Source organism: Mycolicibacterium sp. SMGY-1XX (assembly GCF_059132455.1).
Window position 1 is genome coordinate 1,607,611 of sequence record NZ_CP101139.1, and the last position, 26,989, is coordinate 1,634,599.

26 protein-coding genes are annotated in these 26,989 nt (G+C 66.8%); 12 read left to right on the top strand and 14 right to left on the bottom strand.

Annotated features, from left to right (window positions below; genetic code table 11):
• Positions 1–13: 13 nt before the first annotated feature.
• Positions 14–370, bottom strand: coding sequence for a DUF3060 domain-containing protein (locus NL241_RS07910; RefSeq protein WP_487691437.1), 357 nt, complete (start codon positions 368–370; stop codon positions 14–16).
• A 172-nt stretch (positions 371–542) separates the two neighbouring features.
• On the opposite strand from NL241_RS07910, the gene NL241_RS07915 reads away from it, so the two are divergent.
• The 10 genes from NL241_RS07915 (at position 543) to NL241_RS07960 (ending at position 9,760) form a co-directional block, all read left to right on the top strand.
• Positions 543–1,046, top strand: coding sequence for a DUF3558 domain-containing protein (locus NL241_RS07915; RefSeq protein WP_487690690.1), 504 nt, complete (start codon positions 543–545; stop codon positions 1,044–1,046).
• Between the two features lie 6 nt (positions 1,047–1,052).
• Positions 1,053–1,565, top strand: a complete 513-nt coding sequence (locus NL241_RS07920) for a DUF3558 domain-containing protein (protein WP_487690692.1) — start codon at positions 1,053–1,055, stop codon at positions 1,563–1,565.
• A gap of 50 nt (positions 1,566–1,615) precedes the next feature.
• Positions 1,616–2,230, top strand: coding sequence for a TetR/AcrR family transcriptional regulator (locus NL241_RS07925; RefSeq protein WP_487690694.1), 615 nt, complete (start codon positions 1,616–1,618; stop codon positions 2,228–2,230).
• Between the two features lie 337 nt (positions 2,231–2,567).
• The gene (gene rpsL, locus NL241_RS07930; RefSeq protein ID WP_068915583.1) at positions 2,568–2,942 is read left to right on the top strand and encodes a 30S ribosomal protein S12; all 375 of its coding nucleotides are present in this window, start codon (positions 2,568–2,570) and stop codon (positions 2,940–2,942) included.
• Complete coding sequence (gene rpsG / locus NL241_RS07935; protein WP_011558402.1) at positions 2,942–3,412, top strand: 30S ribosomal protein S7; 471 nt, start codon at positions 2,942–2,944, stop codon at positions 3,410–3,412. The genes rpsL and rpsG overlap by 1 nt, the downstream gene beginning before the upstream one ends.
• Before the next feature lie 76 nt (positions 3,413–3,488).
• Complete coding sequence (gene fusA / locus NL241_RS07940) at positions 3,489–5,591, top strand: elongation factor G (protein WP_487690697.1); 2,103 nt, start codon at positions 3,489–3,491, stop codon at positions 5,589–5,591.
• Positions 5,592–5,732: 141 nt separating this feature from the next.
• Positions 5,733–6,923 carry an elongation factor Tu gene (tuf, locus tag NL241_RS07945; protein ID WP_487690699.1) on the top strand — a complete coding sequence of 397 codons (1,191 nt, stop codon included), beginning with the start codon at positions 5,733–5,735 and terminating at the stop codon, positions 6,921–6,923.
• 142 nt (positions 6,924–7,065) lie between these two features.
• Positions 7,066–7,887: an SHOCT domain-containing protein gene (locus NL241_RS07950; protein WP_487690701.1), complete on the top strand. Its 822-nt coding sequence runs from the start codon at positions 7,066–7,068 to the stop codon at positions 7,885–7,887.
• Positions 7,888–7,945: 58 nt separating this feature from the next.
• A complete protein-coding gene (locus NL241_RS07955; protein ID WP_487690703.1) occupies positions 7,946–8,782 on the top strand; it encodes a cutinase family protein in 837 nt (278 codons plus the stop codon).
• A gap of 129 nt (positions 8,783–8,911) precedes the next feature.
• On the top strand, positions 8,912–9,760 hold the full coding sequence (locus NL241_RS07960) for a mycofactocin-coupled SDR family oxidoreductase (protein ID WP_494397241.1): 849 nt from the start codon (positions 8,912–8,914) through the stop codon (positions 9,758–9,760).
• Here the strand turns inward: NL241_RS07960 and rocD are convergent.
• Positions 9,716–10,936, bottom strand: coding sequence for an ornithine--oxo-acid transaminase (gene rocD, locus NL241_RS07965; RefSeq protein WP_494398266.1), 1,221 nt, complete (start codon positions 10,934–10,936; stop codon positions 9,716–9,718). The genes NL241_RS07960 and rocD overlap by 45 nt on opposite strands.
• Position 10,937: 1 nt before the next feature.
• Entirely contained in the window at positions 10,938–11,786 is an 849-nt protein-coding gene (gene ddaH, locus NL241_RS07970; RefSeq protein WP_487690707.1) for a dimethylargininase, read from the bottom strand.
• A 122-nt stretch (positions 11,787–11,908) separates the two neighbouring features.
• Here ddaH and NL241_RS07975 point away from each other — a divergent pair, with 122 nt between their 5' ends.
• Together NL241_RS07975 and NL241_RS07980 are read left to right on the top strand one after the other, a co-directional pair.
• Positions 11,909–12,358, top strand: a complete 450-nt coding sequence (locus NL241_RS07975; protein ID WP_487690709.1) for an Rv2324 family transcriptional regulator — start codon at positions 11,909–11,911, stop codon at positions 12,356–12,358.
• Between the two features lie 284 nt (positions 12,359–12,642).
• Positions 12,643–13,806 (top strand): NAD(P)/FAD-dependent oxidoreductase, encoded by a 1,164-nt coding sequence (locus NL241_RS07980; protein WP_487690711.1) that lies wholly within the window; start codon positions 12,643–12,645, stop codon positions 13,804–13,806.
• A 57-nt stretch (positions 13,807–13,863) separates the two neighbouring features.
• Here NL241_RS07980 and NL241_RS07985 read toward each other — a convergent pair whose 3' ends face one another.
• From NL241_RS07985 to mftR, 11 genes are all read right to left on the bottom strand, one after another.
• Complete coding sequence (locus NL241_RS07985; RefSeq protein ID WP_494397242.1) at positions 13,864–15,633, bottom strand: ABC transporter substrate-binding protein; 1,770 nt, start codon at positions 15,631–15,633, stop codon at positions 13,864–13,866.
• Positions 15,634–15,669: 36 nt separating this feature from the next.
• Positions 15,670–16,653 (bottom strand): ABC transporter permease, encoded by a 984-nt coding sequence (locus NL241_RS07990; RefSeq protein ID WP_494397243.1) that lies wholly within the window; start codon positions 16,651–16,653, stop codon positions 15,670–15,672.
• Positions 16,650–17,591 carry an ABC transporter permease gene (locus tag NL241_RS07995; RefSeq protein ID WP_494397244.1) on the bottom strand — a complete coding sequence of 314 codons (942 nt, stop codon included), beginning with the start codon at positions 17,589–17,591 and terminating at the stop codon, positions 16,650–16,652. The genes NL241_RS07990 and NL241_RS07995 overlap by 4 nt, the downstream gene beginning before the upstream one ends.
• Positions 17,588–19,216, bottom strand: a complete 1,629-nt coding sequence (locus NL241_RS08000) for a dipeptide ABC transporter ATP-binding protein (protein WP_494397245.1) — start codon at positions 19,214–19,216, stop codon at positions 17,588–17,590. Before NL241_RS08000 ends, NL241_RS07995 begins: the two co-directional genes overlap by 4 nt.
• A gap of 121 nt (positions 19,217–19,337) precedes the next feature.
• Positions 19,338–20,558 (bottom strand): GNAT family N-acetyltransferase, encoded by a 1,221-nt coding sequence (locus NL241_RS08005; RefSeq protein ID WP_494397246.1) that lies wholly within the window; start codon positions 20,556–20,558, stop codon positions 19,338–19,340.
• A gap of 31 nt (positions 20,559–20,589) precedes the next feature.
• Positions 20,590–21,966: an LLM class flavin-dependent oxidoreductase gene (locus NL241_RS08010; RefSeq protein WP_494397247.1), complete on the bottom strand. Its 1,377-nt coding sequence runs from the start codon at positions 21,964–21,966 to the stop codon at positions 20,590–20,592.
• Between the two features lie 5 nt (positions 21,967–21,971).
• Entirely contained in the window at positions 21,972–23,204 is a 1,233-nt protein-coding gene (locus NL241_RS08015) for an acyl-CoA dehydrogenase family protein (RefSeq protein ID WP_494397248.1), read from the bottom strand.
• Between the two features lie 10 nt (positions 23,205–23,214).
• Positions 23,215–24,519 (bottom strand): NtaA/DmoA family FMN-dependent monooxygenase, encoded by a 1,305-nt coding sequence (locus tag NL241_RS08020; RefSeq protein ID WP_494397249.1) that lies wholly within the window; start codon positions 24,517–24,519, stop codon positions 23,215–23,217.
• A 69-nt stretch (positions 24,520–24,588) separates the two neighbouring features.
• The gene (locus tag NL241_RS08025) at positions 24,589–25,836 is read right to left on the bottom strand and encodes a VOC family protein (RefSeq protein WP_494397250.1); all 1,248 of its coding nucleotides are present in this window, start codon (positions 25,834–25,836) and stop codon (positions 24,589–24,591) included.
• Positions 25,833–26,318: an RNA polymerase sigma factor gene (locus NL241_RS08030; RefSeq protein ID WP_487690730.1), complete on the bottom strand. Its 486-nt coding sequence runs from the start codon at positions 26,316–26,318 to the stop codon at positions 25,833–25,835. Before NL241_RS08030 ends, NL241_RS08025 begins: the two co-directional genes overlap by 4 nt.
• Positions 26,319–26,389: 71 nt before the next feature.
• Complete coding sequence (mftR, locus tag NL241_RS08035; RefSeq protein ID WP_487690732.1) at positions 26,390–26,974, bottom strand: mycofactocin system transcriptional regulator MftR; 585 nt, start codon at positions 26,972–26,974, stop codon at positions 26,390–26,392.
• Positions 26,975–26,989 lie beyond the last annotated feature (15 nt).

Genomic DNA, 26,989 nt, shown 5'->3' on the forward strand with positions numbered 1-26,989 from the left:
CGATCCTCCGGAATCAGGCGGGAACGCGGGCGATGCGGTTGGTCATCCCCAGTTCGCGGCCACGGTCGATGATGGCCGGCGCGCCGTTCTTGAAGTAGGCCGTCTGTTCGAATCCGTACACGGTGATGTCGTTGACGACGTTGTCGGCCACCACGGTGTTGTAGGACCCCTGCATGGTGATGGCCCAGCAGTTGCCCAGCGCGGTGATCATGTTGTTGGAGCCGTTGATCAACAGCAGCGAGTCGTTGCAGTCCACGGTCTGGGTGACGCCGACACCGGTGATGTGGGTGTCGCCGTTCTTGGCTCCCGCCGCCGGCGCACCGGCAAGCAGGCCGGCCGACAGCACGGCACAGCCGAGCAGGGCGCTGATCCCAGACGTCCGATTCACTGTGACCCTCTCACTCGGAGCGCTCATCTGTGAGTCCTGAGCCTACGTGTATCGCAGGCGGTGCTGAGGGTATTCGAATCACCATGTCGAGTTGGCTCGCCGCGAGCCAGGCGGATCAGTACGGTGATGGGCGGTGAAAAGGCACGTTTTGTTGATGGCAGTCGCCGCTGGGCTAGCGGTGACCGGGTGTTCGCATACCGTCGAGGGCACCGCGCAGTTGGCCGAGACGCAGCCGGAGGAGTCCGGCCGCAACTTCGGGTACATCGACAACAGCTGCGGCAGGCTGGCCGACACGACCGTGCAGGAGACCGTCGAAGCCGATGAGGTGGTCCGCCCGTACAGCGGCGCGGTGTGTCAGTACGTCCTGAGCCGCGGTGACACGACCATCGACGCCACCTTCTCCTGGTTCGACACCGGCACCATCGAGCGCGAACGGTCCGTGGCCGAAGAACGCGGCGCGGAGATCACCGACAAGGTGGTCCAGCGGTATCCGGCCTTCTTCGCCCGCACGTCGACCATCGGTGTCGCGTGCTCGGCGACCACCTCAGCCAACCCCGGCGTTCTCAGCTGGTGGGTGCAGTACCGCAACGAGCAGGATGGTGATCCGTGCGCGGACGCCGAGAAGCTGCTGGCCGCCACCCTGTCGTCGGAGATGTAGTCAGAGATGTTCAAGGCTCGTTCGGTACTCGTGTTGTTGGCCGCTGCCCTCACGGCGTGTGGCTCCCCGTCGGAACCCGCCCCGACGTCGGCGGAACCGCCACCGGGGGGTTTCCGCAGCGGCGAGTGCAATAGCGTCACCGACGACGAAGTGGAGGAGGCCGCCGGGACGGCGATCTTCCAGAAGGTGCTCGACAGCGAGACCGGCTGCTTCTGGCAGGAACAGACCATGCTGGGGTCTGTCGGCGCAGGCATGGGCATCTCCACCTGGTGGTACCGCGGCAGCGACCTGGACGTCGAGCGCCAGCTCGAGCAGGAGGCAGGCCGCACCATCACCGAACTCGAGATGTCGGGCAACCAGGGCTTCAAAGCCGAGGACGTCAACGCGTGCAGCATCTACATCGACAAGGGTGACGACGTGATCGCCTGGTCGATCCAGACGCTCAACCCGGCCAGCCTGCCCGATCTGTGCGGAATCACCGAAGAGCTGGCGCAGTTGTCGCAGGACCGCGTCAACTAGAGTTCTTCGGCGAGCCGAATTCGGTTCTAGAACATTCGAGGGGCATTCTCATGGCATCACGGCCTGACCCGTCATCGACGGGTGTGCGGCCGCGCGCAGGTGCCCGGCCCGCCAAACTCAGCCGGGAGATCATCGTCAACGCGGCGTTGAATTTCCTGGACCGCGAGGGTTGGGACGCGCTGACCATCAACGCGCTGGCCAACCACCTCGGCACCAAGGGCCCGTCGCTCTACAACCACGTCGACAGCCTCGAAGACCTGCGGCGCACGGTCCGGATGCGGGTGATCGGCGACATCATCGGCATGCTCAACACCGTCGGCGAGGGGCGGGTGCGTGAGGACGCGGTGCTGGTGATGGCCGGCGCCTACCGCAGTTACGCCCACCACCACCCGGGGCGGTACTCGGCGTTCACCCGGATGCCGTTCGGGGGGGACGACCCGGAGTACTCGGCGGCCACCAAAGAAGCCGCCGGGCCGGTGATCAACGTGCTGATGTCCTACGGCCTGGAAGGGGAGGACGCCTACTACGCCGCCCTGGAGTTCTGGTCGGCGCTGCACGGGTTCGTGCTCCTGGAGATGACGGGCGTGATGGACGACATCGACCAGGACGCGGTGTTCTCCGACATGGTGCTGCGGCTGACCACCGGCCTGGAACGTCGCGAGTAGGGAAAAACGCCCGGTAGGCTGAGCCGGTAAGGCCCTGCGCGCCTGCTTCCGGCGGTTTTGTCGGTATGGCCGCCCCTGGTATCGTGGTAGCTCGTGCCTGGCCCAGATGGGCGCATGCGGCCGCTTCGACGGTAGGTGTGCGCGCACGCCGGGCCAATTCGCATGTCTACAGGCATCGGGTGATCGCAAGATCGTCACTTGTGCTGAGCGCGTGCGACACGCCCGGCCGCGGGGTAACGAGGCTGGACGAAACCGCAGTACAGAGACTTAAAGAGACGCTGAAGAACACGTCAGCAACAAACGAAGAGCAACACAGCACTACATAGGAAGCCGGTAAATGCCAACCATTCAGCAGCTGGTCCGCAAGGGTCGCCGCGACAAGATCGCCAAGGTCAAGACCGCGGCCCTCAAGGGCAGCCCGCAGCGCCGCGGCGTGTGCACCCGCGTGTACACGACCACCCCGAAGAAGCCGAACTCGGCGCTTCGCAAGGTGGCGCGCGTGCGGCTGACCAGCGCGGTTGAGGTCACCGCCTACATCCCGGGTGAAGGCCACAACCTGCAGGAGCACTCGATGGTGCTGGTGCGCGGCGGTCGTGTGAAGGACCTCCCCGGTGTGCGTTACAAGATCATCCGCGGCTCGCTGGACACCCAGGGTGTCAAGAACCGCAAGCAGGCCCGCAGCCGTTACGGCGCGAAGAAGGAGAAGAGCTGATGCCGCGCAAGGGTCCCGCGCCGAAGCGCCCGTTGGTCAACGATCCGGTCTACGGATCCCAGCTGGTCACCCAGCTGGTCAACAAAGTCCTGCTGGACGGGAAGAAATCGCTGGCTGAACGCATTGTTTATGGTGCGCTCGAACAGGCCCGCGACAAGACCGGCACCGATCCGGTCGTCACCCTCAAGCGCGCCCTCGACAACGTGAAGCCGGCCCTCGAGGTCCGCAGCCGTCGCGTCGGTGGCGCCACCTACCAGGTGCCCGTCGAGGTTCGTCCCGATCGTTCGGTCACCCTGGCGCTGCGCTGGCTGGTCAGCTTCTCCAAGGCCCGCCGCGAAAAGACCATGGTCGAGCGTCTGGCCAACGAGATCCTCGATGCCAGCAATGGCCTGGGTGCTGCCGTCAAGCGACGGGAAGACACCCACAAGATGGCCGAGGCGAACCGGGCCTTCGCGCACTACCGCTGGTGATGTCACGCCGGCGGGGCGTGCTGACCGCCGGGCGCACCGAATACACCTTTAGCAAGCGAAAGTTGGGAATCTAGCCGTGGCACAGGACGTGCTCACCGACCTCACCAAGGTCCGCAACATCGGCATCATGGCGCACATCGATGCCGGCAAGACGACGACCACCGAACGCATCCTCTTCTACACCGGTATCAGCTACAAGATCGGTGAGGTGCACGACGGTGCCGCCACGATGGACTGGATGGAGCAGGAGCAGGAGCGGGGTATCACCATCACCTCGGCTGCCACCACCTGCTTCTGGAACAACAACCAGATCAACATCATCGACACCCCCGGCCACGTCGACTTCACCGTCGAGGTGGAGCGCAGCCTGCGCGTGCTCGATGGCGCCGTCGCCGTGTTCGACGGCAAGGAAGGCGTGGAGCCGCAGTCCGAGCAGGTCTGGCGGCAGGCCGACAAGTACGACGTGCCCCGCATCTGCTTCGTCAACAAGATGGACAAGCTGGGCGCCGACTTCTACTTCTCGGTGCAGACCATGAAGGACCGCCTCGGCGCCAACGTCATCCCGATCCAGCTTCCGATCGGCTCCGAAGGTGACTTCGAAGGCGTCGTCGACCTGGTCGAGATGAAGGCCAAGGTGTGGCGCGGCGAGACCAAGCTCGGCGAGAAGTACGACGTCGTCGACATCCCGGCCGACCTGCAGGAAAAGGCCGAGGAATACCGCACCGCCATGATCGAGGCCGTCGCCGAGGCCGACGACGAACTCATGGAGAAGTACCTGGGCGGCGAAGAGCTGACGATCGAGGAGATCAAGTCAGGCCTGCGCAAGCTGACCGTCAGCAGCACGGCCTACCCGGTGCTGTGCGGTAGCGCGTTCAAGAACAAGGGCGTGCAGCCCATGCTCGACGCGGTCATCGACTACCTGCCGACCCCGCTGGACGTCGCGGCCGCCGAAGGCCACGTCCCGGGCAAGGAAGACGAGATCATCTCTCGTAAGCCGTCGGCCGACGAGCCCTTCTCCGGCTTGGCGTTCAAGGTGGCCACGCACCCGTTCTTCGGCAAGCTGACCTACGTCCGCGTCTACTCCGGCAAGGTCGATTCCGGCTCGCAGGTGATCAACTCGACCAAGGGCAAGAAGGAGCGGCTGGGCAAGCTGTTCCAGATGCACTCCAACAAGGAGAACCCGGTCGAGACCGCTTCCGCCGGCCACATCTACGCGGTCATCGGCCTGAAGGACACCACCACCGGTGACACCCTCAGCGATCCGAACCAGCAGATCGTGCTCGAGTCGATGACCTTCCCCGATCCCGTGATCGAGGTGGCCATCGAGCCCAAGACCAAGAGCGACCAGGAGAAGCTGGGCACCGCCATCCAGAAGCTGGCGGAAGAGGACCCGACCTTCAAGGTGCACCTGGACCAGGAGACCGGCCAGACCGTCATCGGCGGCATGGGCGAGCTTCACCTGGACATCCTGGTGGACCGCATGCGTCGCGAGTTCAAGGTCGAGGCGAACGTCGGCAAGCCGCAGGTGGCCTACCGCGAGACCATCCGCCGGGCCGTCAACAACGTCGAGTTCACCCACAAGAAGCAGACCGGTGGCTCCGGCCAGTTCGCGAAGGTCATCATCAACCTCGAGCCGTTCGTCGGCGAGGACGGTGCGACCTACGAGTTCGAGAACAAGGTCACCGGTGGACGCATCCCCCGCGAGTACATCCCGTCGGTGGACGCCGGCGCCCAGGACGCCATGCAGTACGGCGTGCTGGCCGGCTACCCGCTGGTGAATGTGAAGGTCACGCTGCTCGACGGCGCCTACCACGACGTCGACTCGTCGGAAATGGCCTTCAAGATCGCCGGTTCCCAGGTGCTGAAGAAGGCTGCCGGACAGGCCCAGCCGGCCATCCTGGAACCGATCATGGCCGTCGAAGTCACCACCCCTGAGGACTACATGGGTGACGTGATCGGCGACCTGAACTCCCGCCGTGGTCAGATCCAGGCCATGGAGGAGCGCAGTGGTGCCCGTGTCGTCAAGGCGCAGGTTCCGCTGTCGGAGATGTTCGGCTACGTCGGCGACCTCCGGTCGAAGACCCAGGGCCGGGCGAACTACTCCATGGTGTTCGACTCGTACGCTGAAGTTCCGGCGAACGTGTCGAAGGAGATCATCGCGAAGGCGACGGGCGAGTGAGCGCCAGCGAGCGAGCACGGAGCCGAGCGCTCAGCAGCGCGAAGGCGACCGGAGAATAAGTCTCCGGTCCCTTCGGACCACACAACTGAATTGTCAACACTGCTTTAACCGAAGCACCAACAAGTCCAGGAGGACACAGAAGTGGCGAAGGCGAAGTTCGAGCGGACGAAGCCGCACGTCAACATCGGGACCATCGGTCACGTTGACCACGGCAAGACCACGCTGACTGCAGCAATCACCAAGGTTCTGCACGACAAGTACCCCGATTTGAACGAGTCGCGCGCATTCGACCAGATCGACAATGCGCCCGAAGAGCGTCAGCGTGGTATCACCATCAACATCTCCCACGTGGAGTACCAGACCGACAAGCGTCACTACGCACACGTCGACGCCCCCGGTCACGCTGACTACATCAAGAACATGATCACCGGTGCCGCCCAGATGGACGGCGCAATCCTGGTGGTCGCCGCCACCGATGGCCCCATGCCGCAGACTCGCGAGCACGTGCTGCTCGCCCGCCAGGTCGGCGTGCCCTACATCCTGGTTGCCCTGAACAAGGCCGATATGGTCGACGACGAGGAGCTCATCGAGCTCGTCGAGATGGAGGTCCGCGAACTGCTGGCCGCCCAGGACTTCGACGAGGAAGCCCCCGTCATCAAGGTGTCGGCGCTCAAGGCTCTCGAGGGCGACGAGAAGTGGGTCAAGTCCGTCGAGGAACTCATGGAGGCCGTCGACGAGTCCATCCCGGACCCGGTTCGCGAGACCGACAAGCCGTTCCTGATGCCCGTCGAGGACGTCTTCACGATCACCGGTCGTGGCACCGTCGTCACCGGTCGTGTCGAGCGTGGCGTGATCAATGTGAACGAGGAAGTCGAGATCGTCGGCATCCGTCCCGGCACCACCAAGACCACGGTCACCGGTGTCGAGATGTTCCGCAAGCTGCTCGACCAGGGCCAGGCCGGCGACAACGTTGGTCTGCTGGTCCGCGGTGTGAAGCGTGAGGACGTCGAGCGTGGCCAGGTTGTGGTCAAGCCCGGCACCACCACCCCGCACACCGACTTCGAGGGCAGCGTCTACATCCTGTCCAAGGACGAGGGCGGCCGCCACACGCCGTTCTTCAACAACTACCGCCCGCAGTTCTACTTCCGTACCACGGACGTGACCGGCGTGGTGACCCTCCCCGAGGGCACCGAGATGGTGATGCCCGGTGACAACACCGACATCTCCGTCAAGCTGATCCAGCCGGTGGCCATGGACGAAGGCCTGCGCTTCGCGATCCGCGAGGGTGGCCGTACCGTCGGCGCCGGCCGCGTCACCAAGATCCTGAAGTGATTTTGATCCTCCAGTGATCTAGCTTCTGACGCTCGACAGCGGCGCTCACCCGAAAGGGTGGGCGCCGCTTTCGTATTGGGGGCCGGACGCCACCGGGGGGCGTTAGTCTGACATTCGCTGTTCAGGACCGAGGAGCCGGCGCATGGTGTGGCGTTACGTGAAAGCTCAACTGTGGGTGTTGCTGTGCGGCGGCCTGGTCGGGCCGATCTTCCTGGCGGTGTTCTTCGGCACCGGGCGGGATCCGTTGCTCAAGTGGATGTTCTGGGCCGGGCTGGTGGTGACGGCCGTCGACGTGCTGATCGCGTTGGCGATGGCCGGCTACGGCGCCCGAGCGGCCGCCAGGTCGCAATATCTCGAGCACCAGGGCGTGCTGGCGGTGGCCGAGGTGACCGGGATCCAGGAAAGCGGCGCCCGGGTCAACGACCAGCCGCTGGTGACCCTCGACCTGCGCATCTCCGGGGAGGGCATCGCTCCGTTCACCGCCCAGGACCGGGTGCTGGCGTCGATGGAACGGACCCCGATGATCATGGCGCGCAAGCTCGTCGCGATCGTCGACCCGTCCACGCATTCGTTCGAAATCGACTGGAACAGAAGCGCTTTGATCAACGGCATGGCGCCGGCCCAGTTCACCCTCGACGAGGACAACCGGACTTACGACCTCTCCGGTCAGGTCGAGCCGTTGATGGCGATCATGCGGATCCTCAAGACCAACAATGTGCCGTTGTCGGGGGTCATCGACATCCGATCCAATCCGGCGCTGCGCCAGCAGGTGATGAACGTGGTGCGCCGCGCCGCAGCCACCCCGGCCCCACCGCAGCCGGAGACCGTGCCGTCGTTCATGCCGGTGGCTCCTGCGCCGTCGACGGCCGCCCGGCTGCAGGAACTCGAGACGCTGCGCGCCACCGGTGCCATCACCGAGGCCGAATACACCGCCAAACGACAGCAGATCATCGCCGAGCTGTAACTCCCGGCCGGCCCCGCGCGATGTACCAGGCAACGTTCGCGTGAAGGGTGCAAGGGTCTTGGTTTCTCGTCATTTCGCTGCGGCGGCCTGTGCCGTTGCCGTCGGTGCAGCTGCGTTGGTCAGTGGGACGGGCACGGCGGCGGCCGAGCCGATGTGCCCCGACCTGCACTGGATCGGCGCTGCCGGCTCCGGTGAGCGGGGCCCGGAGGCGTCGTTGAACGGTGGCATGGGCAAGGTGATGTACCAGTCGTACCTGGCCTTCCAGCAGCAAGCCGCCCGCAACGGTGAGACCGTGACGGCCGAGGCCGTGATCTATCCCGCCACCGAGGTGCCGCTGGACGGCGGCATCCTGGACTGGGCCGGTTTCATCGGCAGTGTCGACCAGGGCACCGGTGCGCTGGCCAACCAGTACGCCAATTTCGTCCGGCAGTGCCCGTCGACGAAGGTGGTGCTGGCCGGGTACTCGCAGGGCGCCATGGTGGTGCACCGCAATCTGCAGGCACTCGAGGCCAGCCCCAATCTGTCCACCGCTCTGCTGATCGCCGACGGCGATCGCCGGCCCGAAGACCCCACATTGAATCTGGGTACCGCGTCGGGGGTCCCCGGCGAGCGTCTGGGAGTGGCGCAGGACTGGCCGATCCTGGCGCATGCGCCGGCCCCGTTGTCGCCTGTGATCGGTAGCCGCACCATCAGCGTCTGCGATTACGGCGACGCCGTGTGTGACTATGACCCCGACGCCGATGAGGACGAGGTGAGCGCGCAGGCGGTCGCCGTCCACACCAGCTACGCCAAGGGCAGCTACAACTGGGTGTCGCCGCTCTACGAGCTCGCGCAGATGGCCCCCGCTCCGGTGGTGGCGCCCGTGCCTGCGCCCGCGCCCGCACCCGTGGCCTGACCGTCCGGTTTACTAGAACACGTTCCAGTTCTACTGCTAGCCTGACGCGAGCGCGCATCGTTGTACGCGGAAGGCCGCGTGTCGCTGTACAGACACGCGCGCTCGCGCTCGAGGGAGAGGACGGGACAGATGGCCGGCGGATCGTTGGAAGGTCGGGTTGCTCTCGTGACGGGAGCCGCGCGTGGCCAGGGCCGCGCGCATGCCGTCCGGTTGGCCGGCGACGGCGCCGACATCATCGCGATCGACATCTGCGGCCCGGTGACCGACTCCATCACCTACCCGCCCGCCACCTCGGAGGATCTCGCCGAGACGGTGCGCCAGGTCGAAGCGACGGGCCGCAAGGTGCTGGCCCGTGAGGTCGACGTTCGCGACCTGGCTGCCCAGCAGCAGGTGGTGGCAGACGGTATCGAACAGTTCGGCCGCCTCGACGTGCTGGTGGTCAATGCCGGAATCCTGAGCTGGGGCCGGCTGTTCGAGATGTCAGAAGAGCAGTGGGACAGCGTGATCCAGACCAACCTGTCCGGTGCCTGGCGCACGGTGCGAGCCGCGGTGCCGGCGATGATCGAGGCCGGCAACGGCGGGTCGATCATCATGGTCAGCTCGTCGGCCGGCCTGAAAGCCACCCCCGGCAACGGCCACTACTCCGCGTCCAAACACGGCGTCGTCGCCATCACCAACGCGCTGGCTCTCGAGGTGGGGGAGTTCGGCATCCGGGTGAACTCGATCCACCCGTACTCCATCGACACCCCGATGGTGGAGCGCGACGCGATGATGAAGGTGTTCTCCCAGCACCCCAGTTTCCTGCACAGCTTCGCGCCGATGCCGCTGCACCCGGTGAATCACGCGGGCAAGAAGGGCCTGCAGGAGTTCATGTCGCCCGAGGAAGTGTCCAACGTGGTGGCCTGGCTGGCCTCCGACGAGTCGATGGCGATCTCAGGTTCGCAGATCGCCGTCGACCGCGGCGTCATGAAGTACTGACGCGAACTGGTCCACCATCCAATCGATTTCGTCGTCGGTGATCACCAGCGGCGGGGCGAAGCGCAACGTCGAGCCGTGGGTGTCCTTGACCAGCACACCGCGCTCGGCGAGCAGCAGGCTGATGTGCTTGCCGGTGCCCAGCGCCGGGTCGATGTCCACACCGGCCCACATCCCCAGTCCACGCACTTCGGTGACACCGTGGCCGAGCAGGCCGCGCAGCCTGGCCTGTAACTTCCGCCCCGAAACGGTTGCTCTGGTTTGGAATTCGCCGGTGGAAAGCAGGTCCACGACGGCGCTGCCGATTGCGGCCGCCAGGGGATTGCCGCCGAAGGTCGATCCGTGCTCGCCGGGGTGCAGCACACCGAGGATGTCGGCGTCGGCGACCACCGCCGACAGCGGCATGACGCCACCGCCCAACGCCTTGCCGAGCAGGTACACATCGGGCACGACACCCCAGTGGTCGCACGCGAACGTCCGTCCGGTGCGTGCCAACCCGGACTGGATCTCGTCGGCGATCATCAGAACACCGCGCCTGCTGCAGATCTCACGCACCCGCGGCAGGTAATCGGCGGGCGGCACGATGACGCCCGCCTCACCCTGGATCGGCTCCAGCAGGACAGCGACGGTGTTCTGGTCGATGGCATTTTCGACCGCCTGCGCATCACCGAAGGGCACGGTGCGGAAGCCCGGGGTGAACGGGGCGAAGCCGTTGCGCGCCGAGTCGTCGGAGGAGAAACTGACAATACTGATGGTGCGGCCGTGAAAGTTGTTCTCCGCCACCACGATATTGGCCAGTCCCGCGGGAACCCCCTTGACGTCGGTACCCCACTTGCGGGCCACCTTGATACCGCTTTCGACGGCTTCGGCGCCGCTGTTCATCGGCAGCACCATGTCTTTGCCGCACAACTGCGCCAGGGCGGCGCAGAACGGGCCGAGCCGGTCGGAGTGGAATGCGCGGCTCACCAAGGTGACGGCATCCAGTTGTGCGTGTGCCGCCGCGATGATCGCGGGGTGGCGATGCCCGAAATTCACCGCCGAGTACGCCGCCAGGCAGTCCAGGTAGCGGCGGCCGTCGATATCGGTGATCCACGCGCCTTCGGCACTGGCGGCGACCACGGGTAGCGGCGAGTAATTGTGAGCGGCGTAGCGGTCTTCCAGCAGAAGCGCGCTCGGCATCTCAACGGCGGTCACGGTACACCTCCAGCGTGCAGCATTTCACCGACCCACCGCCCTTGAGCAGTTCGGAGAGGTCGACGCCGATCGGCTCGAATCCGTGCGACGCCAACTGTTGGGCGAAGCCGTGAGCAGCCGCCGGCAGCACGACGTGTCGTCCGTCGGACACCACGTTGAGTCCGAGGACGTAGGCGTCGGCCGAGGCCACCTCGATGGCGCCGGGGAACAGGCGTTCCAGGGTGGCGCGGGATTCGTCGGTGAAGGCCGGCGGGTAGTAGGCAATGGTGGTGTCGTCCAGCACCGCCAGCGCGGTGTCGAGATGGTAGAAGCGCGGATCGGTGAGGTGCAGCGTGACCACCGGCATCGCGGTGAGCTCGGCGACCTCGGCGTGGGCGGCCTCGTCGGTGCGGAAACCCGTGCCCGCCAGGATCATCGAGCCGACGACCAGGAGATCGCCCTGGCCCTCGTTGAGGTGTGTGGTGAAGCGGGGGGTGTAACCGGCTGCGGCCATCCACGCCGCGTACGCATCGGCTTCGCCGGCGCGTTCGGGATGCTTGAAGCGGGCGACGATCGCGGTGTCACCGATGACCAGACCGCCGTTGGCGGCGTACACCATGTCCGGTAGGCCCGGTTCGGGGGACACCAGGTCGACCGCGTGACCCAGGCTCAGGTAGGTCTGCCGCAGGTCCTCCCACTGGGCCAGTGCCAGCGCAGGATCGACGGGGGTGGAGGTGTCCATCCACGGGTTGATGGCGTATTCGACCGTGAAGTGGGTGGGCGCCGTCATGGCGTAGTGGCGCAGAGAGGCGGTTCGCTGCGCAGCGGCGGCGGTGGCGATGTCGGAGATCGTCATGGTCAGAAGGATATTTTCAGCGCCTGACGCAATCAATCTCCACTCATTGCGTGTTGAGGTATGATCCGTTGCGCAGATTTGAAGTATTCGGTGTTTTGTTGCGTCGCGATGAGGTGAGCTCGATGAATCGGCTGGATGAGACCGACGAGCTGATCGTCGCCGAGTTGGCCGAGCACGCGCGCGCGACGTTCGCCGAGATCGGGGAGAAGGTCAATCTGTCCGCGCCTGCGGTCAAACGGCGCGTCGACCGCCTGCTGGACAACGGCGTCATCCGCGGTTTCACCACCGTGATCGACCGGCAGGCACTGGGCTGGACCACCGAGGCCTACGTCCAGGTCTACTGCCACGGCACCATCTCGCCGGATCAGCTGCGGGCCGCCTGGGTCAACATGCCCGAGGTGGTGTCCGCGGCCACGGTGACCGGTACCTCCGATGCGATCCTGCACGTCTTGGCGCGGGATATGCGCCATCTGGAGTCGACGTTGGAGCAGATCCGGTCCAGCGGCGACATCGAACGCAGCGAGAGCATCGTGGTGTTGTCGAACCTGATCGACCGGTCGCCGCCGGCGTAACCCAGCCTGGCTCCGTCACCAGCCTTGGACTCCGGCTGTTGCTTTCGTAGCCGGAGCTCCTTCACCTGGCTCGTCCCTCACCAGCCTTGGACTCCGGCTGTTGCTTTCGTAGCCGGAGCTCCTTCACCTGGCTCGTCCCTCACCAGCCTTGGACTCCGGCTGTTGCTTTCGTAGCCGGAGCTCCTTCACCTGGCTCGTCCCTCACCAGCCTTGGACTCCGGCTGTTGAGCACCCGCACATAGGGTGGTCCGCCGCGGCGCGCCACCATCGTGTAAACACTTTTTGTGGGAATTGTCATTGTGGGTGGTGGGCTGGCCGCGACGCGGGTCGCTGAACAGCTGCGCCGCGCGGAGTACACCGGCCCGGTCACCATCGTCAGCGACGAGGTGCATCTGCCGTACGACCGGCCGCCGCTGTCGAAGGAAGTGCTGCGCGCTCAGGTCGACGATGTGACGCTCAAGCCGCTGGAGTTCTACGACGAGAATGACATCACGCTGCTGCTGGGATCGGCAGCGGTATCGATCGACAACGACGCCAAGACGGTGCGGCTGGCCAATGATGCGGTGCTGCAGTACGACGACCTGATCATCGCCACCGGCCTGGTGCCCCGGCGTATCCCGTCCTTCCCGGACCTGGAGGGCGTGCGGGTGCTGCGCACCTTCGACGAGAGCCTGGCGCTGCGCAAGCATGCCGGCGAGGCGCACCGCGCCGTCGTCATCGGTGCCGGTTTCATCGGCTGTGAGGTGGCCGCGAGCCTGCGCGGTCTGGGCGTCGACGTGGTGATGGTCGAGCCGCAGCCCGCCCCACTGGCGTCGGTGCTGGGCACCCAGATCGGAGATCTGGTGTCGCGGCTGCACCGCGGAGAAGGTGTCGACGTACGCACCGGCGTCGGGGTGGCCGAGATCGTCGGGCAGTCGCATGTCGAGAAGGTGGTGCTGTCCGACGGCACCGAGGTCGACGCCGATCTGGTGGTGGTGGGCATCGGTTCCCGGCCGGCGACCGACTGGCTCGAAGGCAGCGGCGTCGCGGTGGACAACGGGATCATCTGCGACAACGTCGGCCGCACCACGGTGCCGCACATCTGGGCCCTCGGCGACGTGGCGTCCTGGCAGGACGCCCAAGGACATCAAGCGCGCGTGGAGCACTGGAGCAACGTCGCCGAGCAGGCCCGCGTGCTGGTGCCGTCACTGCTCGGCAATCAGCCGCCGGAAGCCGTTGTGGTGCCGTACTTCTGGAGCGATCAGTACGACGTGAAGATCCAGTGCCTCGGTGAGCCGGAGGCCGACGACGTCGTGCACCTGGTCGAAGACGACGGCCGCAAGTTCCTGGCGTATTACGAGCGCGAGGGCGCGCTCGTCGGTGTGGTCGGCGGCGGCGTGCCGGGCAAAGTCATGAAGGCCAGGGCGAAGATCGCCGCGGGCGCGGCGATCTCCGAAGTGCTGGGCTAAACCGTGCGATTTGGGCGCGCTGGTAACCGCTGAGCGGTTACCAGCGCGCCCAAATCCCTACTGGCCGGTGACGGAGATGTTGGTGATATCGGCGCCGTTACCCAGCGACTGCCAGGTCCAGTTGGACACCCGATCCGACGTCGGTACCGACTTGACCCGCTCGATCAACGGGAACCAGGCCAGATCCTTGGTGGCGATCTCGTTGGCGGTCTTCCAATCGGCGGTCGGATCCTCGGCCGCGAACGCCCGGTTCACCGCGGCATTGAGGTCCGGGTTGTCATAGGTGACGCCGTTCCAGGTGCCACCGGGAGCGAACTCCGAATCCAGCCAGCCGCCCAGCGTCATCCGGGCGCTGTTGCCCTGCCAGTCCGGGGTCCAGTTGGTGATCGCCAGATCCCATTCGCCGAGCTTGGTCTTGTCGCCGAGGAACGAGCTGAAGGTGCCCCAGCTCTCGCCCGGAATGGGGGTCAGCCGGACCGTGATGCCGGAGCGCTGCACCGAGTTCTGCACCGAGGTGGCGATCTTCTCGAACTCCGGAGTGTTGCGGTAGGCGATGTTGACGGTCAGATCGGATTGGCCCGCCTCGGCCAGCAGCGCCTTGGCCTTCTCCGGGTCACCCTTGTCTTCCGGTGTCGGGTAAGGGTTTTCGTCGTTGAAGCCGACGATGGTGGAGGTCAGGATCTCGTTGCTGGGGATCGCCGAATCCGGACCACCCAACCCCCGCACCACATCCGCGCGGTCCAGCGAGTAGTTGAAGGCCTGCCGCACCCGGAGGTCTTTCAGTGCCGCCTGCGCCGGGGTGGCCGGCTGCTCGGGGTTGTTCCAGCTGAGGAACACCGCCGACCCACTGGCCGACTTGTGCAGGTGATCGGGATCGGCCTGCTTGTACTGGGCGATCACATTGGCCGGGTAGGCGCGGATGTACAACCCGATGTCGGCGGTGCCGGTCTGCAGCTGCTGGGAGGCCGCATCCGCGGAGGCCACCGTGGTGTCGAAGACGATCTCGTCGGCGTACGCCTTGCGCGGGTCGCCTTCGGCGTTGTAGTTCTCCACCTTCTTCAGGGTCAGTTGCTTGCCCTGATCGTAGGAGTCGATGTAGTACGGCCCGGAGGAGACGTAGTTCTGCCGGAACTCCAGGCTGTCGGCGATGTACTTCGACACCACCTCCTCGGGCAGCGGGCTGACGAAGTTGAGGGTGAGGATGTCGAGGATGTCGCTGGCCGGCCGGGTCAGCTTGATCTCCAGTGTCTTGTCGTCGAGAGCCTTGACCCCGCGGATGTCGTGGGTGTCGATGAACTGCTTCACGGCGTTCAGGTCGCCGGTCGGCACCTTGGCGAATTCGTCGGCGTACTCGGTGAATCCGTCGAACAGCGCGTTGTAGTAGGTGATGGCGCTGACCTGGCCGTTGGGATCGGGGAATCGCTTGATCGCATACACGAAGTCCTGTGCCGTGATCGGTCGGTCACTGGCGCCGGAGAACGTGATGCCGTCGCGCAGGTGGAACGTGTAGGTCAGCTTGTCCGGGCTGATGTCCCAGCTCTCCGCGAGATCGGGTACCACCTCGGTGTCGTCGCCGATGCTCTCCTTGTTGCCGGCGTAGGTGACCAGCTGCCGGGTCGTGGCGCGGATGACCTGCCACGATTCGGCGGAGTAGGCGATCAGCGGATCGAGTGCGTCGATGTCACCGACGGATGCCACCTTCAGGGTGCCGCCGTACAGCGACGACGGGTCCGCCGACGAGGCCTCCTCGGAAGTGGTGCTGCTGCCGCAGGCGCCCACCACGAGGGTTGCCGTGAGCAGGGCAGCGATGCGCCAGGGGACTTTCATTGAGATTCTCCTTGATGATGAGGGGTGGAGCACAGGTCATTTGCCGCTGCGGGCGTGGGTGATGAGGTCGATGACAAACGTGGACACCACGAAGATGACGGCGCCCAGCAGTGTGCAGCCGATCACCACGGGGGCGTCACCGGAGTTGGCGGCGCTGACCGCCAGCCGGCCCACCCCGTCGAGACCGAACAGTTGCTCGGTGATGATGGCGCCGCCGAGGATGGTGGCGAACTCGATGGCGCCGAGGGTGAGAATCGGGTTCAACGCGGCCGACAGGGCGTGGTCGAAGTACACCCGTTGCGGCCCAACTCCTTTGGCCCGGGCGGTGCGGATGTAGTCCTTGTTCGCGACTTCCAGTACCGACGCGCGGACCACCCGCTGGAACAGTGCGACCTCGGCCAGCACCAGGGTGAGCCAGGGCAGCAGAAGATGTCGGGCCCACTCCACCGGCGACTCGGTCAGCGGTACATAACCCCCGCCGGGGAAGAACTTCACCCCGGCCAGGGACAGCTTGAAGTACAGCAGGTACAGCAGCGCCACGCCGGTGACAAACGTCGGGATCGACAGGAACACATACGAAATGCCCGCGGTGGCGGTGTCGAACCACCCGCCGGGGCGCCGCGCGGCGTACACCCCGAGCAGTATCGACAACGCTCCCCACAGCACCAGCGCGCCCACCGCCAGACTCACGGTGACCGGGATCTTCTCCAGGATCAGTTCGGTGACCGGCCGTTGCTGCCGGTACGAATAACCCAGACTGGGCGGCCAGTTCAGCAAGCCGGTCGGGGTGCCCTTGATCTCGGGGCCGCGCACGGCGTAGTGCCACAGCTGCACCCACCACGGATCATCGAGCCGAAGGCTGCGGGCGATCGCGTCGACGGTCTCCTGAGATGCGTTCTCCGGAGCCAGCATCCGGGCCGGGTTCTGGTAGGCGACGCGGGTGAGGCCGAAGGTGATCAGCACGACCACCGAGACGGTGAACACCATGCGGCTGGTGCGCCACAGCGCGAAGCGCGTCATCGCCGCGCCAACGGGTCGAACCGGCTGCGCAGCCGCGTGCTCAGGATGTTGAAGCCCAGCACGGTGACGAACAACGCGAATGCCGGCGCGATCAACAGCCAGGGCTGGGTCTGATACAGCGCGGACTGCTGAGCGTTGGCGATCATGGTGCCCCAACTCGGGGTCGGCGCTTTGATGCCGACGCCCAGATACGACAACGAGGCCTCGGCGACGATGTTGGCCGGCAGTTGCACCGACCAGTAGATGATGACCGTCGGCGCGATGATCGGCAGGATCTCGCGCAGCAGTACCCGCCAGTGAGAGCTTCCGGCGCCGATCGCCGCCAGCACAAACGGTTTGGCCTTCACCTCGATCACGGCGTTGCGGACCAGCCGCGCGAAATAGGTCCACGAGAACAGCGCGATGATGCCGATCACCACGAAGATCGGATCGATCAGATTGGTGCCCGCGGTACCGCGGTTGAGCGTCACCACCGACAGCGCCGTCACCAGGAACGGAAACGCCAAAGCGATGTTGGTCAGCTCCGACAGCGTCGCATCCACGCGCCCTCCGAAGTAGCCGCCGAGCAGGCCGACGATCACACCGATCAGCATGGCCAGCGTGGTCGCCGGGATGCCGATGCCCAGCGACACCCGGGCGCCGTAGAGCGTGCGCACGAAGACGTCGCGGCCGTTGCCGTCGGCGCCGAGCAGGAACCCGTTGCCCCCGGTGATGGGAAGCCCTGCGGCGTCCAGGGTGTCGTCGGGGAACTGGTCATTGGGACCGTGACCCACGACGGCGGCCACCAGCGGTGCTGCCAGCGCGGCGATGACCACCAGCAGCACCAGCGCCGACCCGATCACCAGCCCGGGGTCGGCGAGGAAGCGGCGCAGACGATTCCGGGGTGTCAGCGTGTCGAGATCAGCACCCGCTGCCTGCGGCAACAGGACTTGACTCATGACACCAACTCTTCGTCCACGTTTGGTACCGCATCCAGAAGCGCGCGGGTGTAAGCGGATTGCGGATCGGTGAACACCGTGGCGGTGTCGCCGGACTCCGCGACTCCGTCCGGGCCAAGCACGATCACCTGATCGGCGATCGACGACACCACACCCAGGTCGTGGGTGATGAACAGGAATGCCGTGCCCTGTTCACGTACCAGTGTCTGGACCAACTCGATGATCTCGCTGCCGGTGGTGACATCCAGTGAGGACAATGCCTCGTCGGCGACGATCAACGCCGGCCGCAACACCAGCGCCCGCGCGATCGCCACCCGTTGGCGTTGCCCGCCGGACAGTTCGGCGGGATAGCGGTTGAGCAAGGCGGCGGGCAGTCGTGCGGCATCGGCGGCCTCGTGCACCCGCCTGCTGATCGCGGCGGCCTCGACGCGCTGGACCTGCAACGGCGCGGCCAGGGACGCGGCGACCGTGCGCCGCGGGTTGAGGCTCGAATACGGGTCCTGGAAGACCATCTGCACCGCCCGCCGGGTGGCCGGGGCCAGGGCGGGCACACCGTCGCTGAGTGAGGTGGGGAACTGCTCACCGGCCAGCCGGATGTCGCCGGCGTCGGCGTACTGCAGCCCGGCGACGATGCGTCCGACAGTGGACTTCCCCGAACCGGATTCGCCGACCAGACCGACGATCTGACCGCGGTCGATGGTGAGGTCGAAGTCTTCGACGACCGTCCTGCGCTGCCCGCGGGTCCTGGTGCGGTAGGACTTACGCAGGCCGCGGACGGTGAGCACCGTTTCGGCATCGGCCGGCGGCACACGGGTGGCCGGGGCGCGCAGACTGTGCAACCGGGAAGCGCGCAGCAGATCCCGGGTGTACTGCTCGCGTGGGGCGCGGTACAGCTCGGCGCGGGTGCCGGTTTCGACCACCCGGCCGTCCTTGACCACCACGACGGTGTCGGCGATCTGGTGCACCACCGCCAGGTCGTGGCTGACGAAGACGATCGCGGTGCCGTGTTCGCGCTGGAGCCGGCCCAACAGCGCCAGGATTCCGGCCTGGACACTCACGTCCAGAGCGGTGGTGGGTTCGTCGGCGATGATCAACGCCGGATTCAGCGCGATGGCGATGGCGATCATCACCCGTTGCCGCATGCCGCCGGAGAACTCGGCGGGGTAGTGGGCATAGGCGGTGTGCGGGTCGGCGATTCCCACCTCACCGAGCAGTTCTTCGACCCGGCTGCGGCGCTGCCGTTTCGATCCGCCGGAGTGCACCCGCAGCACCTCGCCGATCTGGTCGCCGACGGTCTTGAACGGATGCAGATTGCTCTGCGGATCCTGGAAGACGAACCCGATCTGCTTGCCCAGGATCCGGCGCAGCTGACGCGGTGCGACGGTCAGCAGGTCCTGCCCGTCGAACCGCACCGTTCCGGTGACGTCGGCGTCGAGCCCGAGCAGCCTGGTGGCGGCCAGCAGCGAAACGCTCTTGCCGGAGCCGGATTCACCGACCACCGCCAGCGTCTGCCCGGGGTCCACCGAGAAGCTGAATGACTCCACCGCCCGGACCGCCCGTCGTCCCGAGGCGCGATCTCCGGTGTGGATGGTGACGGAGAGATCTTCGACCTCAAGCAGTGACATGACTGCTTTTCACGGGGGATCCCCACTGCCACAACAACACACGGACATCGTGGACGTCGCCGGGCGCGGGAGCACGGGTTTGGCTCAGTGGGAAATTAACGCCGGGTTACACGCGCGCCGATCAAAAGTAGAACCCGGCGAAAGGAGCCAGGGGCACCGCGAACAACCGGTCGGCAACCTCCAGAGCCTCGGGGTCGGCGACGGCCACAAGTCCGGCCAGCGCCGCAGTGCGCCAGGACGTCCCACCCAGCAGGACGGCCGCCAACGTCGCCACGTCCACCGTCAACTGCGGCGGTCGTGATGTCGGTACCACGCCCCGGGCGGTCAGGGCGAAGGTGCCGGCATTGTCGGGCAACACCTGATCCTGCACGGCGATCACCAACTCGGTGGCGTCCGCGTAGCGGCGCCCAGCCAGCGCCCGGTGGGTGTCGAGCACCCGCAGCCAGGTCTCGTCACGCTCACCGACCACCTGTACCGCGCGCCGGTCGGTCAGCAGCCACGGCAGCGGGTCGTCCACGGGAGACAACGTGAACACCAGCCGGTCCACCAGGTCGAGGTCGAGCAGGTACCGCACCAGGCCCAGGTAGGCGGAGTCGGTGGGGGCGAAGAAATCGTCGACGACCACCGTCCTTTCGTTCTGGACGAACCAGCGCTCGGTGTTCTCCGGCCGGTACCGGACGAAACCATCCTCGGCGCCTGGTTCCCCGTGCACTGCAACATAACTCGGGGCCGACGAGGTGGCGGCCCGGAACTGCTGGTTCTGCCACCACACCGCGGGCCGGCCGATACCGCCCGGGCGGCTGGGCCGGGCGCGGCTGTAGATGGCGGGCAGCAGGTCCCACGCCGAGCCCGGCTCCACCAGCCGGACCGGCCCGCCCTCACCGACTCCGCGACGCAGCACCGCCTCGGCGGTTCGTACCTCCAGCGTGTGCGTGGAACTGGCGACCGAGTACCCGAACCGCTCATAGATGGTGGCCTCGGAGGCGCGCAGTGTGGCCACCACCTCGCCGCGGTTGCGCAGATCACGCAATTGGTGATGCATCAGCGCGGTGGCCACGCCGCGGCGGGTGGCCGTGGGCAGCACGCCGACATGGGTGACCGCGGCGTGCGGCACCTGGTTTCCTCCCGGCAGGATGAGCGTGCTGGCGGCCGAATCGGTGGTCCCGACGAGCACGCTGTCGACGAAGGCGCCGAGAGTGCGTCCTGGCTCGAGCAGTTTGGTGATGGTCCCGGCAGGAAGATCGACCAGCTTGGGAAAGCCGACCATCGCGGCCCGAAAGACGTTGGTAGCGGCGATCAGCTCCGCTTCGTCGTCCAGGACGCGGATCTCGGGCGCGCTCATGCGGTAACCCGCTGGTGCCGCCCCTGGGTGCTCATCGGGCGCCCGCCCGCGCCCGGTACCGCGACGCCGGGTGATCGTCGCGGACCCCGTTGCGGCCCGACAACCGGGCCCGCAAGGTGGTGGCAGTCTGCGGGCGGGGCCGGATCCGGCCGCGGCGGGACAGTTCGGGAACCACCAATTCGGCGAAGTCGCGGTAGCTGTCCGGGTTGACGATGTGGATCAGGTTGAAGCCCTCGGTATCGGTGTCGGCCAGCCACCGCTCCAAGGCGTCGGCCACCGATGGGGGAGTTCCGACGAACGTCGGCGTGCGGCCGAACCCGTGCGACGGTGCCAGCGCCTGGCGCAGTGTCCAGGTGCGGTCGGTGTCGGCGAACATGCTCAGCAGTGAACGGTTGGAATCTGTTCGGTGACTGCCGATCACACTGTCGAGGTCCTGGCCGGAGAAGTCCACCCCGGTACTGGCCGAGTAATGGGACAACGCCCCCTCGACGTCGAAGTAGGACTGGTAGTCGGCCAGCTTGGCTCGTGCCCCCTCGTCGGTGTCGTCCACCACCACTGCGACGGCGCTGACGAAGCGCAGCGTCGACGGGTCGCGCCCGAAGCCCTCGGCCAGCTCGCGGATGGTCGTGACGGTGCGCCGCAGGCCGGCGGCATCGGCGCCGGCGACGAAGACGACCTCGGCGTGCTTGGCGGCGAACTGTTGCCCACGGGGTGACCCGCCGGCCTGGAACAGCACCGGGGTGCGCTGCGGGCTCGGCTCGGACAGGTGGGCGCCGGGGACGCGGAAGTAGTTGCCGGAGTGCCCGATTGGGTGCACTCGGCTGGGGTCGGTGTACACCCGCTGATCGCGGTCTCGCACCACCGCGCCGTCCTCCCAGGAGGATTCCCAGAGCTTGTACACCACGTCGAGGAACTCGTCGGCCCGCTCGTAACGCTCGTCGTGCGGCACTTGACGGTCCAGCCCGAGATTGCGTGCCGCGCTCTCCAATTGGGAGGTGACGATGTTCCACGCCACCCGGCCACGGGTCAGGTGGTCCAGCGTGGTGAACTTGCGGGCCAACAGATACGGATGCTCGTAGGTGGTGGACACCGTGACCCCGAAGCCCAGATGCGTGGTGGCCGCCGCCATGGCCGACACCAGCAGCAGCGGATCGCTGACCGGTGACTGTGTACCGGTGCGCAGGGACGCCTCGGCATCCCCGGCGTAGGTGTCCAGCAGCCCGAGCGCGTCGGCCAGGAACAGGGCGTCGAAACCGCCGCGGTCCAGGGTCTGAGCCAGCTCGGTCCAGTACTCGATCGTGTTGTACCGGTACGTCTGATCGCGGGGATGACGCCACAGTCCGTAGTTGACGTGTGACACCGAGTTCATCGAGAACGCATGCAGGATGATGGGTTCCGGGTCCGTCATCGCCGTCAGTCTCCTTGGCCGCCGCGGCCGCGGGAGGCCAGATCCGGCACCGGATCCTTTCCGTTGACCAACCAGTCACCGAGAATCCGGGCCTTGTAGACCCGCGGATTGTGCGACGCCAGGGTGCGCGCGTTGCGCCAGTGTCGGTCCAGCCCCAGCTCCTCGGAGACCCCGGACGCCCCGAGCGCGTCGAACACGGTGGTGGTGGCCTCCAGCGCAGCCGCGATGATCACCAGCTGCGCCTGGGTGACGGCCACCTCGGCGTCGATCAGCCTCTGGCGCTGCCGATCCGCAGCGCCGGTGATCCGGCCGCGCACCACGTCGTCGAGCGTGCGGGCGGCGGCGGCCAATGCGGACTGCGCGGCGAACACCTCCGCGGACACCTGACCGATGACCTGCAGCAGTTGCGCGTCGTCACGGGCCACCGGGGTGAGGCCCTGAGGATAGTTGCGTTCGCGGGCCACCAGCGCGGTGTGGCCGTCGCGCAGGGTGGCCCTGGTGATTCCGGTGAGCACCGACAGCATGGCCGTCTGATAGAAGTGCGGTTGGTAGGAGAAGCGGTCGGCGGCGGGGAACACATCACCGGCTTCGGCGCGCACCCGGTTGTAGCGCGCCGACCCGCTGGCAGTGGTGCGCTGCCCGAAACCACGCCAGTCGTCGATCAGGGTGACCCCCGGATCATCGGCCCGCACCAGGGCGGTCCAGAGTTCGCCGTCGTCGCCGCGGCCGATGACGTCGAGCCAGTCCGCGTAAAGGCTGCCGGTGGCATAGTATTTCGCGCCGCTGACCACCCAGTGGTCGTCCTCGGTGGTGACGGTGGTGGCGATCTTCGCCAGCGTGAGATTGTTGGCCTCGGTCCAGCCGCCGCCGACGAACGCGCCGGCGAGGAAGCGTTTGAGCCAGATGTCACCGGAATCGGATCGTGGTGCGTTCAGCCGGTCCTCGACGAACGCAAGGTGGTTACGAAAGATGTGCGCGACGTTGGGGTCGGCCTCGCCGAGATCGGCCAGCAGCAGAAAGGTCTGCTCCAGTGAGGCGCCCAGCCCGCCGTACTCGACGGGGATGCGCAGCGTGCCGAATCCGGCGTCGCCCAGCTGACGGACCTGATCGTGCGGAAACACCCGGCCGCGTTCGCGTTCGAGGTTGCCGGCCGCGATGTCGGCGAAGTGCGGTGCGAACCGCGCCCGCAGCTCGTCGAGATCCGCGGTGGGTGGCTGCAGGTAGGTGGCTGAGGACATGGTGCTTCTTTCAGTGAGTGCGGTGGGGAGGGACGGCGAGGCCGAGATGGTGGCGCAGTGTGCTGCCCGAGTACTCGTGGCGGAACAGGCTGCGCTTGCGCAGCAGCGGGACCACCTGTTCGACGAAGGTGTCGAACTGGCCGGGCAGTCCCGAGTCCATCAGCACGAAGCCGTCGGAAGCCTGTGTGGTGAACCAGCTCTCGATCTCGTCCGCGATCTGTTCCGGTGTGCCGGCGACGCTTGCGCCCCAGCCGTTCACGGTGCGGTACAGGAATTCCCGGACCGTGGGGTTGCCGTCCTTGGCCAGCGCCCGATAGCCCGCCAGCGCCGTCTGATGGGTTTCGGTGCTGTCGGGGAACGCGGAGTCCGGCACCGGGCCGTCCAGATCGGCGCCGGTGACGTCGACGTCGACCTCCAGCAGCCAGCCGGCCTGGTACTCGGGGCTGAAGTACTCGTAGGCGGTGCGCTCGATGCGGGCCACCTCGTCCTCGGTGGAGCCGACGATGAAGCGCAGCGACGGGGTGATCAACGGCGCGGCGGCGCGGCCCTGGGCCCGCGACTCGGCCTGGATCTGCCGGTAGAACTCCTGGGCCCGGGTGCGGTTGCCCTGGCCGGTGAAGATCACCTCGGCGTGCCGGGCGGCGAAGCCGCGGCCCGTCGCCGACGACCCGGCCTGGAACAGCACCGGCCGGCCCTGCGGGGAGCGGGCCGCGCCGATGGGTCCTCGCACGTCGAAGTAGCGACCGTGGTGGTTGGCGACGTGGATCTTGGTGACATCGTTGAAGATTCCGCTGCGCCGGTCTTCGACGATGGTGTCGTCGGCCCAGCCGTCCCAGAGTTTCTGGACGACGTCGAGTGCTTCTTCGGCCACCCGGTAGCGCTCGTCGTGGTCGACGACGCCGCGGGCGCTGAAGTTGTCGGCGGCGGCCTGGGCGAAGCTGGTCACCAGGTTCCAGCCGGCGCGGCCGCCGCTGAGATGGTCGAGGGACAGCAGCTGCCGGGCCAGGTGGTAGGGGTGCTGCAGAGTGGCCGAGCCGGTGACCACCAGGCCGATGTGGTCGGTGACCGACGACAGGGCCGCGGTGGTGGTCAAGGGCTCGAAATCTTCGGTGGTCTTGTACGGCCAAGTGGCCGGCGGGCCGAAGTTCAGGCCGTCGGCGAAGAACACCGCGTCGAAGGTCCCGGCCTCCGCGGTCTGGGCCCGTCGCACCAGGCGGCGCCGCACTGCTGCGGTGCTGTTGTCGATTTCGGGATGCCGCCACGGGCCCGCCGAGCGGGTGTTGCCGTAGGCCAGCAGATGCAATTGTCGCGACACAAACGGCAAGCTATCGAGCCCCCGCGGATTACGCGCCGGTTAAATTTGTCGAGAGTTCAAATTGCCGACTCAGAACTCGCCCAGGTAGAACCGGCCGCCCTGGTCGTCGCTGCACTCGGCCATGCGCCCGTAGGGCTGCCGGCTCGGCTCCTGCAGCACGGTCCCACCGGCGTGCCGGACACGTGCCACCGCGTCGTCGACATCGGCGACCGTCCACATCGGCACGGTGACAGTTCGGGCACTGCCGCCTGCCACACCGGCCATCGGATGCGAGCCTTGAACCTGCCAGCCGTCGTCCACCCGTCCCGGCTCGAATGTCCAGAAGAGGAACCCGCTGTAGAACGCACGGAATGCGGCGGCGTCGCCCACTTCGTATGTGATGTACGAGAGTTCGCCCGGCCCAGCGCCATTCAGCGCGGGCCGAGGAGTTCCCGGTGCCGGTACGAAGACCGCGAACGGGGTGCCCTGCGGATCGGTGGCGTCGAGCACCGAGCCGAAATCAAACTGCGTGACGGTGCCGGGGCGGCCACCGCCGCGTGCGATCGACTGCCGGGCACCCTCCAGGTCGGTCACCGCATAGCAGCAGAACAGCGTGTTCACGCCCACGCTGTAGATGCCGATGCGCTGGTCGGTGTTGACGACCTGGTGCGTGGCCGGGTCGAATTCCCAGCCGAGGACGCGGCCGTAGAACGCGGCGGCCCGGGCTACGTCGACGGTCCACAGCGAGACGTACCCGACGTCGCCGTGCTGAATCGGCGTCGTGGCGCCGGTGACGGGGCCGGTCAACATCCACCGGTGTCCGAACGGGTCGATGACGCTGGCGTTGCGTGAGCCGTGAGCCTCGTAGGGTTCGCGCTCGACGTGCCCGCCGGTGTCGCGAGCCTTGCGCAGGGCCGCGTCGGTGTCGGGTACCGCCAGCATCAGGCTCACCGACGTGGCGCCGGCGACCGGTGCGGTCAGGCCCAGCTCCGGATACTCGTCGGCCAGGTAGAGCACGCCGCCCGCCAGGATCAGCTCCGCGTGCCCGATTCTGTTGTCGTCCATGACGATCGGCTCACCCTGCACCCGGGCGCCGAAGGTATCGGAGTACCAGGAGATGGCGGCGCGGGCGTCGGCCACCGTCAGATACGGCAGAGCGGCCGGGCGGGGGAGGGTGGTTCGGGTCAATTCCGTCAGGGCGGTATCGGTGCCGCTCATGATCACTCCTTCGGGCATCGGCAGGGCCGACTCGAGACGGCGCCGAAGGCGGGCCGCGAAGCCGGGGTCGGGCTGGACCGGAAGGTCGTCGCTGTGCAGCACGTGCAGGGGGTCGGTCATGACGTTCCTCCTTCCGGGTACTGCTGTCTGAAGGCCCGGCGGGCCCGGACCAGGAGCGCCTCGGTGGCATGGACGGTCCGTCCGATCAACGCCGCGCATTCGGGCACCGAATGGTCGTCCATGTAGCGCAACACCAGCACGCTGCGGTGCGGCTCGGCCAGCCTGTTGAGCACGCTCTCGGCGACCATGCGGTCCAGTTCGGCGTCCCACGCACCGGTGTCGGGCCCGGGCTCTGGCAGTTCGGCCATCGGGATGAGGTGCCTACGCCGGTAATGATCGGCGAGTTTGTGCCGCGCCACCCCGAGTAGCCAAGGCACCGTGACCGGGGGTGGATCCGGTTTCCTGGCGGCGTCCATGGCCGCCAGGAAGGTCTCCGAGGTCAGGTCCTCGGCGGTGCCGCGGTCGCCGCAGCGCCTGACGAAGTAGCCGTACACGATCGGCAGGGCTTCGTCGTACAGCGTCAGCAGCGATTCGGCGCTCACACCCCTATCGTCGTGATCCGACGCCGGACTCCGTCACCTTTCTCGTGATCTGTGGGTCGCGCCCCGCACCACTAGAGGCCGGAGGCGACGACATCGAAGGCCTGGCCGAGTGCCTCGGTGAGTGACACCGAGGCGTCCGCGAGCCAGTGCTCGTAGGCGGACAGTGCCACGCCCAGCATCATCCAGCCGACGGCCTGGGGGCCGATGTCGGCGGCAAGCTGTCCGCGCCGGTGGGCGACGAATTCGGCGATCACCTCACGCCACCCCGCATACATCGTCATCGAATATGCCTGCAGCTCAGCAGTTTCCAGGATCAATCGCATACGCTCACGGTGTCGCGCGGCTTCCATGTCGTCGAAGGTGTTGAAGGCCAGCAACCCCGACCGCAGCGCGTCGCGCAGTGGCACCTGTTCGTCGAAGCCGCCGAACAGTTCCCGCAGCTGGGCCAGATGCACGTCGAAGTCGCCCCAGGGCAGCGCGCTCTTGGAGGGGTAGTAGCGGAACAGGGTGCGACGGGCGATGCCCGCGGCCTGGGCCACGTCGTCGACGCTCACCGAGTCGAACCCCCGCGCGCAGAACAGGTCGATGGCCACGTCGGCGATGTGGTCGCGCGTGGTGGATCGTTTTCGTCCCAGTTGGGGCTTTTCAGAAGCCACCGCTGCTCCTCTTCC